17 protein-coding genes and 1 other annotated feature are annotated in these 15,222 nt (G+C 57.1%); of the genes, 12 read left to right on the forward strand and 5 right to left on the reverse strand.

Annotated elements, in window-relative coordinates:
- Positions 1-46: 46 nt before the first annotated feature.
- Positions 47-1,378, reverse strand: coding sequence for a 30S ribosomal protein S12 methylthiotransferase RimO (rimO, locus tag AC4ANE_RS08115; protein ID WP_005743457.1), 1,332 nt, complete (start codon positions 1,376-1,378; stop codon positions 47-49).
- Positions 1,379-1,412: 34 nt separating this feature from the next.
- Between rimO and AC4ANE_RS08120 the strand changes: the two genes are divergently transcribed.
- From AC4ANE_RS08120 to AC4ANE_RS08155, 8 genes are all read left to right on the forward strand, one after another.
- A complete protein-coding gene (locus AC4ANE_RS08120) occupies positions 1,413-3,032 on the forward strand; it encodes a recombinase family protein (protein WP_460408787.1) in 1,620 nt (539 codons plus the stop codon).
- A gap of 64 nt (positions 3,033-3,096) precedes the next feature.
- Complete coding sequence (locus AC4ANE_RS08125; RefSeq protein ID WP_460408788.1) at positions 3,097-3,369, forward strand: DUF1654 domain-containing protein; 273 nt, start codon at positions 3,097-3,099, stop codon at positions 3,367-3,369.
- 199 nt (positions 3,370-3,568) lie between these two features.
- Positions 3,569-4,791 (forward strand): IS3-like element IS51 family transposase gene (locus tag AC4ANE_RS08130; protein ID WP_095178853.1). Its coding sequence is split into 2 segments (ribosomal slippage): positions 3,569-3,854 and positions 3,854-4,791, totalling 1,224 coding nucleotides; the frame shifts between segments, so codons are not numbered across the junction.
- Positions 3,847-3,963: a sequence feature (AL1L pseudoknot), on the forward strand. (Overlaps the previous gene by 117 nt.)
- A 135-nt stretch (positions 4,792-4,926) precedes the next feature.
- Entirely contained in the window at positions 4,927-5,340 is a 414-nt protein-coding gene (locus AC4ANE_RS08135; RefSeq protein ID WP_460408789.1) for a hypothetical protein, read from the forward strand.
- On the forward strand, positions 5,337-5,543 hold the full coding sequence (locus AC4ANE_RS08140; RefSeq protein ID WP_011104831.1) for a hypothetical protein: 207 nt from the start codon (positions 5,337-5,339) through the stop codon (positions 5,541-5,543). Before AC4ANE_RS08135 ends, AC4ANE_RS08140 begins: the two co-directional genes overlap by 4 nt.
- Positions 5,536-6,552 carry a TolC family protein gene (locus tag AC4ANE_RS08145; protein WP_460408790.1) on the forward strand — a complete coding sequence of 339 codons (1,017 nt, stop codon included), beginning with the start codon at positions 5,536-5,538 and terminating at the stop codon, positions 6,550-6,552. The genes AC4ANE_RS08140 and AC4ANE_RS08145 overlap by 8 nt, the downstream gene beginning before the upstream one ends.
- Before the next feature lie 221 nt (positions 6,553-6,773).
- On the forward strand, positions 6,774-7,058 hold the full coding sequence (locus AC4ANE_RS08150; protein ID WP_460408791.1) for a hypothetical protein: 285 nt from the start codon (positions 6,774-6,776) through the stop codon (positions 7,056-7,058).
- 2 nt (positions 7,059-7,060) lie between these two features.
- The gene (locus AC4ANE_RS08155) at positions 7,061-7,597 is read left to right on the forward strand and encodes a hypothetical protein (RefSeq protein WP_460408792.1); all 537 of its coding nucleotides are present in this window, start codon (positions 7,061-7,063) and stop codon (positions 7,595-7,597) included.
- Between the two features lie 70 nt (positions 7,598-7,667).
- Here the strand turns inward: AC4ANE_RS08155 and AC4ANE_RS08160 are convergent, their stop codons facing one another.
- Positions 7,668-8,336, reverse strand: a complete 669-nt coding sequence (locus AC4ANE_RS08160) for an XRE family transcriptional regulator (RefSeq protein ID WP_226992647.1) — start codon at positions 8,334-8,336, stop codon at positions 7,668-7,670.
- A gap of 186 nt (positions 8,337-8,522) precedes the next feature.
- On the opposite strand from AC4ANE_RS08160, the gene AC4ANE_RS08165 reads away from it, so the two are divergent.
- From AC4ANE_RS08165 to AC4ANE_RS08175, 3 genes are all read left to right on the forward strand, one after another.
- Positions 8,523-8,753, forward strand: coding sequence for a Cro/CI family transcriptional regulator (locus tag AC4ANE_RS08165; protein ID WP_011104826.1), 231 nt, complete (start codon positions 8,523-8,525; stop codon positions 8,751-8,753).
- Positions 8,750-9,373: a DUF8585 domain-containing protein gene (locus AC4ANE_RS08170; RefSeq protein ID WP_460408793.1), complete on the forward strand. Its 624-nt coding sequence runs from the start codon at positions 8,750-8,752 to the stop codon at positions 9,371-9,373. Before AC4ANE_RS08165 ends, AC4ANE_RS08170 begins: the two co-directional genes overlap by 4 nt.
- 197 nt (positions 9,374-9,570) lie before the next feature.
- On the forward strand, positions 9,571-10,284 hold the full coding sequence (locus tag AC4ANE_RS08175) for a hypothetical protein (protein ID WP_052746237.1): 714 nt from the start codon (positions 9,571-9,573) through the stop codon (positions 10,282-10,284).
- A gap of 670 nt (positions 10,285-10,954) precedes the next feature.
- Here AC4ANE_RS08175 and AC4ANE_RS08180 read toward each other — a convergent pair.
- The 3 genes from AC4ANE_RS08180 to AC4ANE_RS08190 all read right to left on the reverse strand — a co-directional run bounded on the left by AC4ANE_RS08180 (position 10,955) and on the right by AC4ANE_RS08190 (position 14,127).
- A complete protein-coding gene (locus AC4ANE_RS08180; RefSeq protein ID WP_080946548.1) occupies positions 10,955-11,215 on the reverse strand; it encodes an ogr/Delta-like zinc finger family protein in 261 nt (86 codons plus the stop codon).
- 76 nt (positions 11,216-11,291) lie between these two features.
- Entirely contained in the window at positions 11,292-12,146 is an 855-nt protein-coding gene (locus AC4ANE_RS08185; protein WP_460408986.1) for a phage portal protein, read from the reverse strand.
- Positions 12,073-14,127 carry a terminase large subunit domain-containing protein gene (locus tag AC4ANE_RS08190; RefSeq protein WP_460408795.1) on the reverse strand — a complete coding sequence of 685 codons (2,055 nt, stop codon included), beginning with the start codon at positions 14,125-14,127 and terminating at the stop codon, positions 12,073-12,075. Before AC4ANE_RS08190 ends, AC4ANE_RS08185 begins: the two co-directional genes overlap by 74 nt.
- 161 nt (positions 14,128-14,288) lie before the next feature.
- On the opposite strand from AC4ANE_RS08190, the gene AC4ANE_RS08195 reads away from it, so the two are divergent.
- Entirely contained in the window at positions 14,289-15,221 is a 933-nt protein-coding gene (locus tag AC4ANE_RS08195) for a GPO family capsid scaffolding protein (RefSeq protein WP_003413628.1), read from the forward strand.
- Position 15,222: the final 1 nt, after the last annotated feature.

Below are 15,222 nucleotides of genomic sequence, written 5' to 3' on the forward strand. Positions count from 1 at the left end.
CTGCCGGTTCAAGGGCAGGGCTTTCGGTTACGGCAAGGGGCTGTGCTTACAGCATCTCGGCCCACAGGTCGTATTCGTCAGCATCGGTAACGCGGCACATGATCTTGTCGCCTGGCTGAACGGTGCTGCCCTCTTCCAGACCGATGAACACGTTGCCGTCGATTTCCGGAGCATCGAAGAAGCAGCGGCCTACGGCGCCACGATCATCGACTTCGTCGATCAGTACTTCGATTTCCTTGCCGATCTTCATTTGCAGGCGCGCAGCGCTGATTGCCTGTTGATGAGCCATGAAGCGATCCCAGCGGTCCTGCTTGACGTCATCCGGCACGATGGCCGCATCCAGCAGATTGGCAGGAGCACCTTCAACCGGCGAATACTGGAAGCAGCCGACGCGGTCCAGTTGGGCTTCGGTCAGCCAGTCCAGCAGGTACTGGAAGTCTTCTTCGGTCTCACCGGGAAAGCCGACGATGAATGTCGAGCGGATAATCAGATCAGGACACTGCTCGCGCCAGTTCTTGATGCGTGCCAGTGTCTTGTCTTCAAAGGCTGGCCGCTTCATCAGCTTGAGGATTTTCGGGCTGGCGTGCTGGAACGGGATGTCCAGGTACGGCAGGATCTTGCCGGCCGCCATCAGCGGAATCAGTTCGTCGACGTGCGGGTACGGGTAAACGTAATGCAGGCGAACCCAGACGCCCATCGAACCCAGCGCCTGGCACAGCTCGGTCATGCGGGTCTTGACCGGCTGGCCGTCCCAGAACCCGGTGCGGTATTTGACGTCAACGCCATAGGCGCTGGTGTCCTGGGAAATAACCAGCAGCTCCTTCACGCCGGATTTGACCAGACGCTTGGCCTCATCCAGTACATCGCCAACCGGACGGCTGACCAGCTTGCCGCGCATCGACGGGATGATGCAGAAGCTGCAGCTATGGTTGCAGCCTTCGGAAATTTTCAGATACGCGTAGTGGCGCGGGGTCAGCTTGACTCCTTGCGGTGGCACCAGGTCGATCAGCGGATTGTGGTCCTTGCGGGGCGGCACGACATCGTGCACTGCGTTGACCACTTGTTCGTACTGCTGCGGGCCGGTCACCGACAGCACGCTGGGGTGCACATCGCGAATGACATTTGCGTCAACGCCCATGCAGCCGGTCACGATGACCTTGCCGTTTTCCTTGATTGCTTCGCCGATCACTTCCAGCGACTCGGCCTTGGCGGTGTCGATGAAGCCGCAGGTATTGACCACGACCACGTCGGCATCCTCGTAGGTCGCAACGACTTCGTAACCTTCCATGCGCAGCTGGGTCAGGATGCGTTCGGAATCAACGAGTGCCTTCGGGCACCCTAACGATATCATTCCTACACGTGGGGCTTTTGCTGTCATCATAGGATGATCCTCATCAGGGCTTCTATTTTTAATGGCTAAAAACGGTGCGCGAGTATACAGCTATTTGCGGTTCTCAGACCCTCGACAGTCCACCGGCAGTAGTGCCGATCGTCAGTTACAGTACGCTCAGAAGTGGGCTGCTGAAAAAGGCCTGATTCTCGATGAATCGCTATCCATGCGTGACGAGGGTTTGTCCGCATATCACCAACGCCACATCACTCAGGGTGCGCTGGGAGTTTTCCTAGTTGCGATCGAGGAAGGACGTATTGCATCCGGTTCTGTCCTGGTCGTAGAAGGCCTGGATCGTTTGAGCCGTGCAGAACCGATCCAGGCCCAAGCCCAGCTTGCGCAGATTATCAATGCCGGCATTACCGTTGTAACCGCCAGTGATGGCCGTGAGTACAACCGCGCCGGTTTGAAGGCTCAACCGATGGACCTGGTTTATTCACTCCTGGTCATGATTCGCGCTCACGAAGAATCGGACACGAAGAGCAAGCGAGTTAAGGCCTCGATCCGGCGATTGTGCGAAGCCTGGCAGGCCGGCACCTATCGGGGGCAGATCCGCAACGGCAAGGATCCTCAGTGGCTCAAATGGACGGGCACCGACTGGGAGTTCATTCCTAAGCGGGTTGCCACTGTGCGTCGAGCCCTGCAGCTGTATCTGGAGGGGATGGGTGCCGCTAGGGCGATTCGTGTCCTGCACGATGAAGGGCTCAGCTATAGCGATGTGGGTATCACTGCGCTACAAATTTATCGCCTGATAAAGCTGAAGGCCCTGCGAGGAGCCAAGAGCCTTACCATTAATGGCGAAGAGTTTGTTTTGGAGGGTTACTACCCGCGCCTCCTGTCGGAGACAGAGTGGGCAGAGTTGCAGCACATGAGCGGCCAAAGATTACGGCGTCGAATGAAAGGTGAAATCCCTGGGATTATCACAGGTATAGGTCTTACCTATTGCGGCTATTGTGGCACTGCTGTGATTGGCCAGAACTATATGAGCCGCGTTCGTGCCGACGGCACACTTGCTGATGGCCACCGGCGCCTGCAGTGTGTGTCTTACAGTAAAAATGATGGCTGCGGTTCAGGTGGGTCTTGCAGTGTCGTACCAATTGAGAAAGCACTGCTGAACTTCTGTTCTGACCGACTCAACCTGCAACGGCTGATGCAGGTGGGTGACGAGGGCCAAGGTCTTCGCCATCAACTGGTAGGTGCCCAGGCAACAGTGCAGAAAATTTCGGAGCAGCTTGAAAGAGTAACAGCCGCGCTGATGGCTGATGATGACGGCCCAGCGCCAATCTCATTCTTACGCAAAGCTCGCGAGCTGGAAGCCCAGAAGCTCGATGCTGAAAAAAACGTGATCAACATTGAATACGAATTGGCGGCAGCTTCAAGATCTGGCAAGCCAGAGCAGCAGGAACAATGGGGCGAGCTGGCTGCTTTGGTCAACGCTGGTGACTACAGTGCCAGAGAAAAAGTGCGCCAGTTGGTCATGGACACCTTTCAGCGGATCGTCGTTTACATGCGTGGCATGGGGGACGAAGACCGCAAGAGCAAGTTTATCGACGTGCAACTGATCTCCCGCACGGGTCAGCACAGATTGCTGCAGATAAACAGGCGATCAGGAGAGTGGGTGGCCAGCGAAGATTGGGACTGATCTTGTAGGTTGGCGAGTCGCTGCAATATACTGTTTTAATATACAGTATAAGCAAGGAGGTTTTATGTCTCGTAGCGTCTATACCGGCGGTCTTCAACCATCGCATACAACATTTCAGCAACTTGCACGCCGCATTCATCGCCAGGTGAACAGCTCGGCAGCGCAGGCGCGAAGGCGGACGATTATCTCCAGGCTATCAAGTGAAAAGCTGGACGACTGGGATTGCTTGCTTGACCAGCTGGACACTGAGGATAGTGTGCGGGTGACACGGCTGGAATGTGGTTCCGTAGGATTGGCATGGACAAACCAGCATGCCAGCCAGACAGCCTCCGCCTAATTATTTGCAAAATTAGTTAGCCTTAGGCTTGATGAATAATAAGCCTTAGGCTAACGTACCCTCCATCAGTTTTGGACAGCTCTTGTGTTGTCCTGATCGCCATGGAGGTCTACCGCATGATTCGCCCAACTTTCAGCCTTTCGTTTGATTGAACCGCCCCGGGTTTCTCGGAGACTCCAACCTTTGAGAGGATGGAGCGATGAAAAAACTACCGAAGTATTCCCCAGAGGTCCGTGAGCGGGCCATCAGGATGGTTTTCGAACACCTTCCTGAGTACGAGTCGCAGTGGGCCACCATCAGTGCCATTGCCCCCAAGATCGGCTGCACGCCCGAGACATTACGGCTGTGGGTTCGCCAATCTGAGCGCAACAGCGGCCAGCGTGATGGGCTGAGCACAGTCGAACGTGAGCGAGTCAAGCTCTTGGAGCGTGAGAACCGTCAGTTGCGTCAAGCTAACGAGATCTTGCGTAAGGCCTCAGCCTATTTTGCCCAGGCGGAGCTCGACCGCCCATTCAAACGATGAAGACGTTTATTGATGAAAACCGCCAGTCTTACGGGGTCGAGCCGATTTGCAAGGTGTTGCCAATCGCCCCGTCGACGTACTACCGGTACGCTGCTCAGCAGGCTGACCCCAGCCAGCAGTCAGCGCGTGCGCAGCGTGACCAGGAACTGGGTGAGCACATCCAGCGAGTCTGGGATGAGCACTTCCAGGTATATGGCGTGCGCAAGGTCTGGCGACAATTGCTGCGTGACGGACTGCAAGTCGCCCGCTGTACGGTGCAACGTCTGATGGGAGAGCTGGGCCTGCAAGGCGTGGTACGCGGCAAGCCCGTCAAGACGACGGTCAGCGACCAAGCCAGGCCGTGCCCGCAGGATCATGTCAACCGTCAGTTTGTGGCTGAGTGCCCGAACGCCCTATGGGTATCGGACTTTACCTACGTCAGTACCTGGCAGGGTTTTGTTTACGTGGCCTTCATCATTGATGTCTTTGCCCGATTCATCGTCGGTTGGAAGGTGTCCAGTTCAGCGCGTACCGATTTTGTACTCGATGCACTGGAGCAAGCCCTTTACGCCCGTCGCCCAGTCAAGCAGGGTGGACTCATTCACCACAGTGACCGTGGCGTGCAGTACGTGTCCATTCGCTATACCGAGCGTCTTGTCGAAGCCGGTATTGAGCCATCGGTCGGGAGTGTCGGTGACTCTTACGACAATGCTTTGGCTGAGACCATCAATGGTCTTTACAAGGCTGAAGTGATTCATCGACGCTCTTGGCCCACACGGGGGGCGGTGGAGCTGGAAACCCTGAAATGGGTGGACTGGTTCAATCACCGCCGCCTGCTGGAGCCAATCGGTCATATTCCACCGGTCGAAGCAGAAGCAATCTATTATCAGCAACTCACCGAGTCTGCCCAGGTGGCATGACTCAAACAAAAGGGTCTCCGAGAAACCCGGGGCGGTTCAGATGCCAGAGCGCAGCTGGCCGAGCACGTCAAACAAAACGGCATCTTCCCTCTATCTCTCGTCTGTAACTATGCGCCGAGCGTTCTCCTTGCCCATTTGACCATTGAGCAATGCGGCTCTGACGTTGCTGTACAGGTCAGGCTGGGTGAGACGGTTAACACGCTCACCGTTGGGCTCCTGAACGACACGGCTCAAAGAGTGGAGGGTTTCGTTGAAGAGTTGGCCAACGCTCATTACGAACGGATGGCCCAGCCTGTTTTTGATCGGGATCTTGAGTTTCTGTTGCGTAATGCTGCAACGAGTCACCGTGGACTCTATCTGTTGCCCCAGTCGGGAATGCACGACCTCCGGCTTTTACTGACAGCCGCCAACGATAATTCAGAGCAGACGTATTTTAGGTTCCTGCTGGGTGGTGCTGGGATCTCTGCTCCGATGTTCATGCCCGCGGATCCTCATAAAGCCTATGAACTGCTCTCCACGTTCGTCCGCGAAATCAAGGAGTGGCAATGACGACTGCTCAGCTCCTCTTGATATTGGGCGGCTTGACTGTTTGCCAGGTGATCGCCATGGCTCTGCCTTACTGGATGGGGTGGAGGTCAGGCCAGACAGCTGCCGCCGCATCGCTTCAAAGCGAGAATCGACGACTGAGAGATGAGTTGTGCTCAGCACATGCCCAGATCCGCCAGATCAAACAGGGGATGAACTATGCCTAAGCACCTCATCTGCCAGCGGATTCGCTGGCTGCTGCTGGCGATTGCTATCGCGCTTTCCAGTGTCACTGCTCTGTCTGTTGGCATCGCTATGTCGACGCTCATTGCTGACCCACTTCTGGCTGCAGTTTTTGCTACTGCAGCAGTGCTTCTGGATCTCTACAAGTACCTGGCCTGGCCGATCGCACTGGGCATGCTGGCAGCCGGTAAGCGTAGCTATGCCATTCTGATGATCATATCGGCCCTAATACTGGCAGCGGTATCAGCATGGGCTACCTATGACCGACTACTGACGTCCATCGTTTCGGGCCAGGCGCGGTACGCCGCTTTCGCTGAACAACGGATAGTTGATCTTCAGACGGTAAGGTCTGATGGGCTGCGACAGCTCGATTCCTTGGACAAAGACGCTCGCTCAATCGGGGATCAGGCGCGGAAACTGCGCGAGCGAGGCATCATCAGCAAGGCGCAAGAACTTGAATCGTCTGCCTTGGCACGGATCGACGGTCAGCGGGAGCAGGTGCTACATCGGCTCGATCGTGCGTCGGTAGAACTGACAGAGCTGCGTGCTAGGCCGACTGCATCCGTTGGGCTGCCTGAGGTTCTAGCGATATTGCTGTGCGCCGGATTTGCGATCGCCCTGGAAGCGGTGCCCGCTCTGATTGGATCTGCACTTCGGGTTGGCGGCCTGTCCGAGCCCTCGTCTGCAGAGAGGACGGCCTCGACAACACCGGCAACTATGACGACGACACCGACAACGATTACGACAACAACGACAACAGATCCAGAACATCCAGCATCTGGCGAGCAGCAGGATCTATTCGGATCACCGGACGGGGCGTTGATGAAGACGTTGCTCGACATCACACGAAAAGCTCAGCCAGGCACGCCGATATCGCTGCGTGACTTCACTGCTGCAGCTCGGGTCGGGAATCGACGAGCGATGAAGCTATTTCGTGCAGCGCTTGCTCTGGGCGAACTGCGAAAAACTACCGCCGGCTACGTGACCGCTTGAGGAAGCATGACTATGACTCTCGAATTTTCAGAGCAAGACATACGGATGCTTTCCCGCAGCGTGTCTGGTTGGAGAAACGCAAACGTGGAAATCGATGCTGCGATTCGGTCCGAAAACTGGTCAGCAATCGACAGCGCCCAGATTGATCGGTCATCGCACGCAAACACCATCGCGCTGATCGTAAACAAATACACAGACCCACTTGAACAAGGAACACGGCCATGATTGGTATCCCAGAGACAGGCACCCTGGAAAACGGCCGTATCGCTGCCAATGTCACCAGCGGCTACAAATTCACTACAGCGGATGGTCGACCTGCGCGCCTGGCAATCATCGACGACCAGGGCAACGTGGTGGAATCTGGCGATGCGGTGGCACGTGAAGCCTGGAACGTGTGCGTCGCGGTGATCAAGAACTTCAAGATCGGACAGGGCCACATTGTGGTACACAGCGCCCCTCCAGGAAGGGCAGTGGTAAATGCAAGCCATGTTCGAGAAGGAGACTGATTGTGAAGACGTTTATATACAAAGCTAGGTCTGTTGGGCCAACGCTACGTGTAGCGGATTGTCAGTCTGTGCTGAAGCTGCATCATCTCCTTATATACTTTCCGAACCTCCCTAAGCGAGCGAGCGGGAAGTTCGATATCCCCGAACTGATAGGCCAAGTCTCCCTCGTTCATTATATCAAACCGCTTTTTGGCGAGATGAAGAAACCTAATCACGTCCAGGTCATCCGTGAGGGCGCGTCTCACGCCATCAATGTTTCTTCTTCCATATTCACGGCCAGGCTCAGGGAGGAACAAGATGGACTCATGTGTCGTCCAGTGGGGTGTGAGGTCGATCAATGCCCCATCAGTATCTTGCCAAACAGCGTGAAACTCAGCTTCGATGTAAAGATCAGCGACTTGCCAGATGGCCCAGCCATTAAGCTGTTTTCCGTTATGAGCAACGATATGCTTTGGGACAGTGTCGAAACTTTCACCGATTGGCTCGCCGTCCAACGGTTCATGAGGGACGACGATGGGGGGCTGGCCCTTGACTATTGAACTGCAGAAATCCAGTACGTGAGGTGAGTCATGACGTGGTACCTGGGAGATCAACATCAGATTATTACTCTCACATGCCTGTTATCTTTGCGTCGATTGCTCGACCGATAATTTCCCAGCCGTCATCCAACACAACTGGTTGATAGCTGGGGTTAAGCGGCACCAGGTAACCAACACCCGCGTCCATCACAAACTGTTTGAATGTAGTCTCCCCGCTGACGGTGTTGCGGGCGACATAGAATTTGCCACTGATGAGATCGAAGCCCTCCGGGCGGATCAATATCGGGGTTCCCTCTGGAAATGTAGGTGGGGTATCGGAGGTCATCGACTTGCCCTTGACCCTCAGCCAGTAGCCCTTTGGGCCAGCGCTCTCGGTGGAGCTGAGCCACTCGTCAGAGATGCCAGTAGGGTAGCTGGCAGACGATTCTATCCCCTGACCAGCATCAACCCAAGTTATCAGAGGGTACTCGGTGGCCTCTCTACGAGGCTGGGTCATAGGGCCTACGTTCGCCATCTCGGAAATTTCAGTCGCGAGCCGTGGGCTGAAACTCTCGATCGGCTCCTCCAGCATTTTTGCCAAGACAGCAGCAAATCGAGCATTCAGTGGATTTATACCCCTTAGGTACTGGTTGACCGACGCGGGAGTGATTCCTGCTGCCTCTGCAAGCTTTCGCTGAGTGAGTTTCAGCGCGTTCTTCTTCGAAAGGAACAAAGCATTTGCTGCTTTGCTTTCGGCCATGAGGGTGTCGGACAAGGGTTTTTTTATGTATGCCATTAACAAATTATAAGCCGTAGGCTAACGATTGTAGACAAGCCGTTGGCTCTCATAATGCGTTTAATGAGTAAGCCTATGGCATATTTATGTTGTGTATGTAAGAGCCATAGGCTAATATCTGTGCGTTCATTGCTCCTTTAGGTATATGCCGTGGAAAGAATTTCGTTGAGTGACTTTGTCACGAAGATTGGGCAAGCCCGGGTTGCTCGCGCTTTGGGCTGCAAACCTGCATCCATTGCTAAGGCGCTTAAAGCTCGCAGGAACATCGAAGTGTCCGTGGATACTGACGGTTCATGCATAGCTCAAGAGGTGCGTCCGTTCCCTTCGATAGCTCCAGATGATCTGGAGCTTCAGCAGGCTAAAAGCAGTAGCCTTGCATGAACACGTCCAGTTCAGGACAGATGTCCACCTCCCGTGACCAGGTGCTGGTTGCCCATGCTGCCGAGATGATCGCGCGCACCGGTTTCAGCCAGGACGACTTTGCCCAGGTGCTGAGCAGCAATCTGCATCGCATCGTTCCAGACAAGGCTGTCAGCAAGGACGTGCCGGATTTCGACGAGTTGGCCAAGAGCAACGACGCCCCCGCGTTTCTGAGAGCATCAGGGGCCTGGTTGCGTCGAGTTGGCCGCTGGCTCAATGGTGAGGTAGATCTACCGTGCTGGCTGGAAGAGGCTTGGGTAGAGGCTCTTGATGGCGACTTCAAAGACGATTGCATCAACGAACTGGCCAGCCGTCACGGCCTGACTGGTGCGCGTGAGCAGGACAATGAAGGCAACTCGCTGGGAGCGTTCGGCCAGCTAGTGGCGCGACTGGGCGACACTGTTGCCCTGGGCAGCGAGATCCTTGCAGACGGTAACATCGACTTCCAAGACGTCGAGAAGCTTCCTAGCTTCGTCGATAAGCTCCGATCGGTCGAAGCGCGGTGCTGCGAACTACGCTCGCGTGCCGAGGATGTGCTGCTTGAGCAGTACCAGAAACCCATCCTGCAACAGGTGAACTAGCGCCTGTGACTCAGCCGGATAAGGACATCAACTCGCGAACGAGCGACCGAAAGGTCGGCCCTAAAAAGGGTCGGCCTACTGCTGTGCATCGCGACAAGAAAGATCCCCACGCGGCTCTGCGATCGCCGGCCCGAGCACCACGGTATTCTGCCCCGCGCCGGCTTACTGGCCAGCAGCTCAAAAACCCCCTACTGCGTATGGCATTCAAGCGCCTAAGCCAAATCGGTGACCTGCGCGGCACATACCTGCGCGATCTGGACACCATCCATGGTGGCCGCCGCACACGCTCCGAAAAATTCGATGCGCTGGCCAAGGTTGCCGAGCAGATGTTGTTGCGTCTGGATCTGGCTACAGGCGTTATGGGGTGGCTCGACGTCGAACGTGGGCAGTTCTTCCTCAACACCCAATGCGGTGTCGCAGAGGACAGCGGCGTCTCTGCAGCGTCCTTCAACCGTCTGCTGCACAGCATGGAGCTGGCTGACTATGTGTACCGGCGTGTCGAGAAGATCCGCTTGGACGAAAAGGACGAAGCCGGACTTAACCTGGTGCGTACACGTGTTCTAGTGCGATTCACTGAGAAGTTTTTTGCTGACCTCGGCGTGCGGTACCTATGGTTCAGGGCGAAGAAGGCAGCTCTGAAGAAGCGTGAAAAGGAGCTGCGCGACATCAGCGGGCTTCGCCTGGCGCGCCAAGAGAAGGCCTCCCTGGAGGCCTTGCGGCGCGAGCAGTCACGTACCAACTGGGAACGTAGTGAGGCACGCAAGGTGGCTCACAGCCAGGGCGAGACGCCAGAGCAGGGCGACTCACCTAGTCGCGCCAAGGCTCCCCAGGAGCCCGACAGCAGGCCTGGTGGAGTGAACGAATCCATGGCGCGCTTACTGCGCAATGTCCAGGTCAAGAAAGACACCTAACCCCCAGAAGCGATCGCAACCCCTGCGAGGCCAGGCTACGTCTGGCAGTCGAAAAACCCCCCTACCTCAGCACCCAACCTTCAGCCGCGCATCACCATAGCGGCAATCCGCCATGCGTACGTCCGGTTTACAGCGCGATTTTTCTGCGCCGCCGGCGCGAGAGCGGGGCAACCGGAAGGCCTTTGAATTAAATGGAATTTTATACCCCCCTCAGCCCCCCCGATGGGTATAAAAAGAGGCTTCCGAGGTGTCCACAAGCCTTCCATGTTGGGTACTTGATGATGCCTTCGCCCAAGGGCTCAGCTCGCTTCGCTCAATTCTCCAGAGAGTCGCGGGCTGCGCGCCCGCACCAGCGGCAGGGCAGTGCCCTGCACCCAATGCTGGATACCCGGCACACAGTGCCGTGGATCCAGCGGGCGTCAAAAGCGGTAATCGGGCGCGCCGAGGTGCAATCGAAATTTGCGAGCGGGGGTCGCGGGCGCGATCGGGCGGCGCTGCTGAGATTTCTGGGTTCGGATTTGTCGGACTACCGGCCGCTGCGCGGGTTCCGCCGCGCAGGGTTGTGAGGTTTCACTTCAGATTGTGTTGGCGGCTTATATGCCTGCGGAGCAGGCATGGTGGGGGGGGTGGATCAAGTTACGTGTATGCCCTGGGAAAGGCAGGGGAGGGTTTAGATTCCTGCTTGTTGTCCCAGCTGGTCGAACAGCTCTTTTTGCTGTGCAATCGGCAGGCCTCTCAGTCGTTCAAGCAACAACGAATCAATCTTGCGAGCCGACTCTCGCAGTGTGTGCGAAAACGTCAAGTTAGCGACCCACGTATGTCCGCACGTTGCGTCGAGACACTGGCAGTAGAGCTTTACGTATTGCGTTGTAACCTCTTCTCGGGAGCCGATCCGCCCCTTGTGTCCGCACGATGTGCAATAGATCCTCATGAGTCCCTCCCAGGGCGATTTTCCAATGGCGTCATTGTGCCATGTTTTGGTGTTTTTTAGTCAGCGTGTTGATGTTTTATACAGTGGTTTCTAATGCGGGTTCGATGGGCTTCCATGCAAACCGCCTGTCCTCGCGCAGCGTCTCATTTGCCTGGTCAAACAGCTGACAGATCGGCCTGATCTCGTTGCTGGTGTAAACGCGATCAATCTTCTCGATGTCGCCGAATCCGCCGCTGTTTTCCGGGATTATCCCGGCCAGGGCAGGGTTCATTCGCCAGGCCGCGATCACGTCATTGCGCGTGATGTTCTTCACCTTCTCCAGTTCGTCCTTGGCCTGGAAGTCACCCACCGGGATGATCTGGATGGCCTTCTCGGAACCGCCCGGAATGTTGACGAACATCGATCGGAAGTTGCCCACGCCTTTGCTGGCCGTGATCTGGGCACGTAGCTCGTCTTCGTCCTCTTCGGTCAGGTTCGGGTCGTTGGTGTAGAAGATGTATCCCGCATGCGCGCCGTTGCTGTAGTAACGCCGGCGAAACAGTGTTGCTGCCTCGTTGAGCAGCAGTGCCTGCAGACCGCCCAGGTACTCAGGCACGCCGTAAATGTTCTGTTCGACGTCGTAGTTGAGGACGTGCTCGATCTCTTCCGCGTCGAACTCCGTTTCCCGCCCGTTCTGCTCCAACTGGATGAACCCACCGTCGACCTTCACCCGCATGTTGATGGCAGGCAGGTGTCGCAGCTCCAAGATCTGGCCGAGCATATTGGGTACCCGGTAGAAGTACGCTTCGCCAAACACCATGAAGTCCAGCGCAGCCCGACTCATATCGGCCACTGAAAGGCCGGCTGAAGGGATGAACTCACGCAGCAGCAGATTGCGTTTGAACCCTGGTATCGCGCCGTGGTGTGCGTTGGCCTTGAGCAGCTTGGCCAGCCCCCTGCGTGAGACTGGCGGCGTGAAGATGCGACCGTCGTCGCTGGCGAACACGCCCAGGTACTGCGCGATGTTGTCGGTCAGTACGGATTCCGGCGCACCAAATGTGAATGCACGCATGGGCCGTTGCGCCGGTTTTTCCTGCTGCAGGGTTTTGGGTTTTGCCATGGGAAGTTGATCCAGTGAGTGCGTAGCGACTGCGCCGCTTTTTGTCCGTGTTGAGGGGTTCGTACTGCAGGGCGTGCATGACCGCCCAGGCCACGTCCGCGTGACCGGTCGCGTCGGTTCGCGACGCGCTGTAGGTCACCTGGCCGCTGGCGGTTGTGCCGCGCTTGATTGTCAGGAAGGCCTGGGCGATATCGTTCCAGCCGGCGTCCCATTCGATGCGGCTGCCCTGGATGGTGTCCTGCGCCTTGAGTACCAATAGGTTCTTGGTTTCCAGGCTGTAGTGGATCGAGGTCGCACGCGGGTAGAAGTCGCGGACCAGGTCGAAGACTCCGTAGCCGATGCCTGTCGTGTCGATCCCGATGTGCTGAACGTTGAATCGCTCGGTCAGCTTCTTGACCTGCTCGGCCTGGTACTTGAATGAGTGACCACGCCAGCTGTGCTTCTCCAGGATCCGGAACTTGCCGCCGTTCTCCAGTGGCGGTGCGATGACCACACACGTCGCATCGTCGCGTGTCCGGCTCGGGTCGTAACCGATCCAGACCGGGCTATTGCCATACGGGCGCGGATCGTCCGGGTCGAAGTCTGCCCACAAAGACAAGTCCGAATAGCAGCGTTCCAGATCTGCCAGGGAAAAAGCGCTCTGGCTGCTGTCGATGAATTTGCACATGAACAGCTGCTGGAACTTGTCGTCGTCGTACTCCAGCTGCAGCTGCTCGAGGTCGAACAGATCGCAGCCGCCGGCGATGGCGTCCAGGATGGTGATGACCTTGCGCCACTGACCGTCCGGACACAGCGCGCCGGCAGAGATCTGTTTGTCGCTCGGCCAGGGATCTTTAGCCGCCTTGCGTTTGCTGTTGCGGAATTTCTCACCCTGCCAGAACGGGTACGCCTGGTGCGATACGGCGCTGGGCGTGGAGAAATAGGTTTTGCGCCACTTCTTATGGGTCGCCATGGCGCTCGCCACGGTGTTCAGTTTCTCGAAGTCGCGGATCCAGAAATATTCGTCAACGTACACATGGCCATGGTGACCCTGCGCAGTACTGCTGTTGGTACTGAGAAAGCGCAGCTCGGCCCAAGGCTTGCCGTCCTTGCTGAGTACGATCGGGTTGCCGGTCAGCTCCAGGCCAAACCACGCCTGGGCAAAGGCGATGATGTAGCTGCGGAAAATCTCGGACTGGGCGCGGCTGGCCGACAGGAACACCTGGTTATCGCCGGTCAGCACCGCGTCCATGAAAGCTTCGCCGGCGAAGTAGTAGGTCAGGCCCACCTGGCGGCTTTTGAGGATGTTCCGGATCCTGGCGGTCAGCGGGTTCTGTTTCGCGGCGAACAGCTCTTTCTGGTAGCCGTACATTTTGCTGATGAACTTGTCGAGAAAGTCCACTTCGCGCAGCTCGCTTACGTCGTTCTTGACCTTCTTTTCCCGCTTCTTGCCGTCGCGCTTGCCACGCTCCCGACGCTCACCGCGTTGATCATCGCGGCGATGGCCATCGTCGCCCTGGTCATCACGAACCGGCGCAACCACCGGCTTTACACACTGCTTAACCAGGCGTTCGCGAACGGTCGTCAACCGGTCCAGTTCGTCCAGCTCGCCCTTGCTCAGTGAGTCGGCTTTCTCTAGAAGCAAGGTGATACGCCGGCTGACGGCGGTCAGCGGTTCTTCATCCGTCAGCATGTCTTCCCAGCCACCAACGCGGATCCAGTGGTACACGATCCGGATGTTGGGCAGGTTCAACTGCGCCTGAATTTCCTTGGCCTTGTGACGGCGTAGAAACAGGCGTTTGGCGGCTTCTTTGACTTCGGTTGAGTAGTACATGGGCCGCAGTCTATGCGGCGAAAACGCGGAAAACGTGCAGTTAAAATCCGTGTTTCTCCTATAAATCAAATATAGGAGAAGCGCGAAAGTAAACCGTTTGTTGGAGGCGCTGCGGCTCCCTATCTTGGGGCCTCAACTCACCGATGAGCGCAGTTCCTACCATGCCCCGTTCCCTTGTCAGCTTCTGGAAACGCGTCGCCACCAGCGGTCCTACCGTCGATGGGCGCGTCATCACCCCCCAGGAACTGCGCGACATCGCCGAGACGTACAGCACTACTACTTACACGGCCACCATCTGGTCCGAACATGACCGCTGGCCAGGCTCTTACGGCACCGTGTTTGCCGTGCGCCTGATCGAGGACGTCGAGGGTCTGGCCCCCGGCCAAGTCGCGCTGGAAGCGCAATTGAAGCCCAACCAAAAGCTGCTGTGGCTCAACGACCAAGGCGAAAAGCTCTTCACCAGCATCGAGATCATGCCCGACTTCGCTGGCACTGGCAGGGCTTACCTGACCGGCCTAGCTGTCACCGACGAGCCGGCGAGCCTGGGCACTCAAGAACTCTACTTCTCCCGCAACCCCGGCAACCCCGGCAAGCGCGTGCATTACGCGGCTGCCGTCCCGCTGGGTTCGATTGGTGAAGACGAACCGCAGGGCGAGGTGGCCAAGCTGTTCAGCATGTTCACCGGCCTGTTCAAGCGCTTTGGCATTGAAGAGGTGCCAGCCGAAACCACCCCGCAAACCCCTACCGAGAGCAAACCCCCAATGGATGAAGCTACAGCCAAAGCGCTGCAGGCCTTGATCGAACAGCAACTGATCGTCACTGCCGGCATTCAGGCGCTGATTGACAGTTTTGCAGAGGCACCGCCGGCACCCGACCAGGCCCCGATCGACGACGTACAGACGGCGGTCGATGACATCGTGGCCACCGCCGAAGACGAAAAGCAGTTGAGCCGCAAGGGCTCGTCCAACGCTGCAGTGCTGGCCGGCATGAACAAGCTGCAGGCGCAATTCAGCGCGTTGCTGGACAAGCCGGAAGGCCGCCACCTGTCACGCACCACCGGTGCCGCTGACCCTAAACCGAAGCGGGTACTCTGAC

The organism is Pseudomonas sp. Pme6b, from assembly GCF_058129925.1.

What these genes read in the sequence shown, in the direction of transcription:
- rimO (WP_005743457.1), bottom strand. Translation starts at nt 1,378, where the DNA reads ATGACAGCAAAAGCCCCACGTGTAGGAATGATATCGTTAGGGTGCCCG.
- AC4ANE_RS08120 (WP_460408787.1), top strand. Translation starts at nt 1,413, where the DNA reads ATGGCTAAAAACGGTGCGCGAGTATACAGCTATTTGCGGTTCTCAGAC.
- AC4ANE_RS08125 (WP_460408788.1), top strand. Translation starts at nt 3,097, where the DNA reads ATGTCTCGTAGCGTCTATACCGGCGGTCTTCAACCATCGCATACAACA.
- AC4ANE_RS08140 (WP_011104831.1), top strand. Translation starts at nt 5,337, where the DNA reads ATGACGACTGCTCAGCTCCTCTTGATATTGGGCGGCTTGACTGTTTGC.
- AC4ANE_RS08145 (WP_460408790.1), top strand. Translation starts at nt 5,536, where the DNA reads ATGCCTAAGCACCTCATCTGCCAGCGGATTCGCTGGCTGCTGCTGGCG.
- AC4ANE_RS08150 (WP_460408791.1), top strand. Translation starts at nt 6,774, where the DNA reads ATGATTGGTATCCCAGAGACAGGCACCCTGGAAAACGGCCGTATCGCT.
- AC4ANE_RS08160 (WP_226992647.1), bottom strand. Translation starts at nt 8,336, where the DNA reads ATGGCCGAAAGCAAAGCAGCAAATGCTTTGTTCCTTTCGAAGAAGAAC.
- AC4ANE_RS08170 (WP_460408793.1), top strand. Translation starts at nt 8,750, where the DNA reads ATGAACACGTCCAGTTCAGGACAGATGTCCACCTCCCGTGACCAGGTG.
- AC4ANE_RS08175 (WP_052746237.1), top strand. Translation starts at nt 9,571, where the DNA reads ATGGCATTCAAGCGCCTAAGCCAAATCGGTGACCTGCGCGGCACATAC.
- AC4ANE_RS08180 (WP_080946548.1), bottom strand. Translation starts at nt 11,215, where the DNA reads ATGAGGATCTATTGCACATCGTGCGGACACAAGGGGCGGATCGGCTCC.
- AC4ANE_RS08190 (WP_460408795.1), bottom strand. Translation starts at nt 14,127, where the DNA reads ATGTACTACTCAACCGAAGTCAAAGAAGCCGCCAAACGCCTGTTTCTA.
- AC4ANE_RS08195 (WP_003413628.1), top strand. Translation starts at nt 14,289, where the DNA reads ATGCCCCGTTCCCTTGTCAGCTTCTGGAAACGCGTCGCCACCAGCGGT.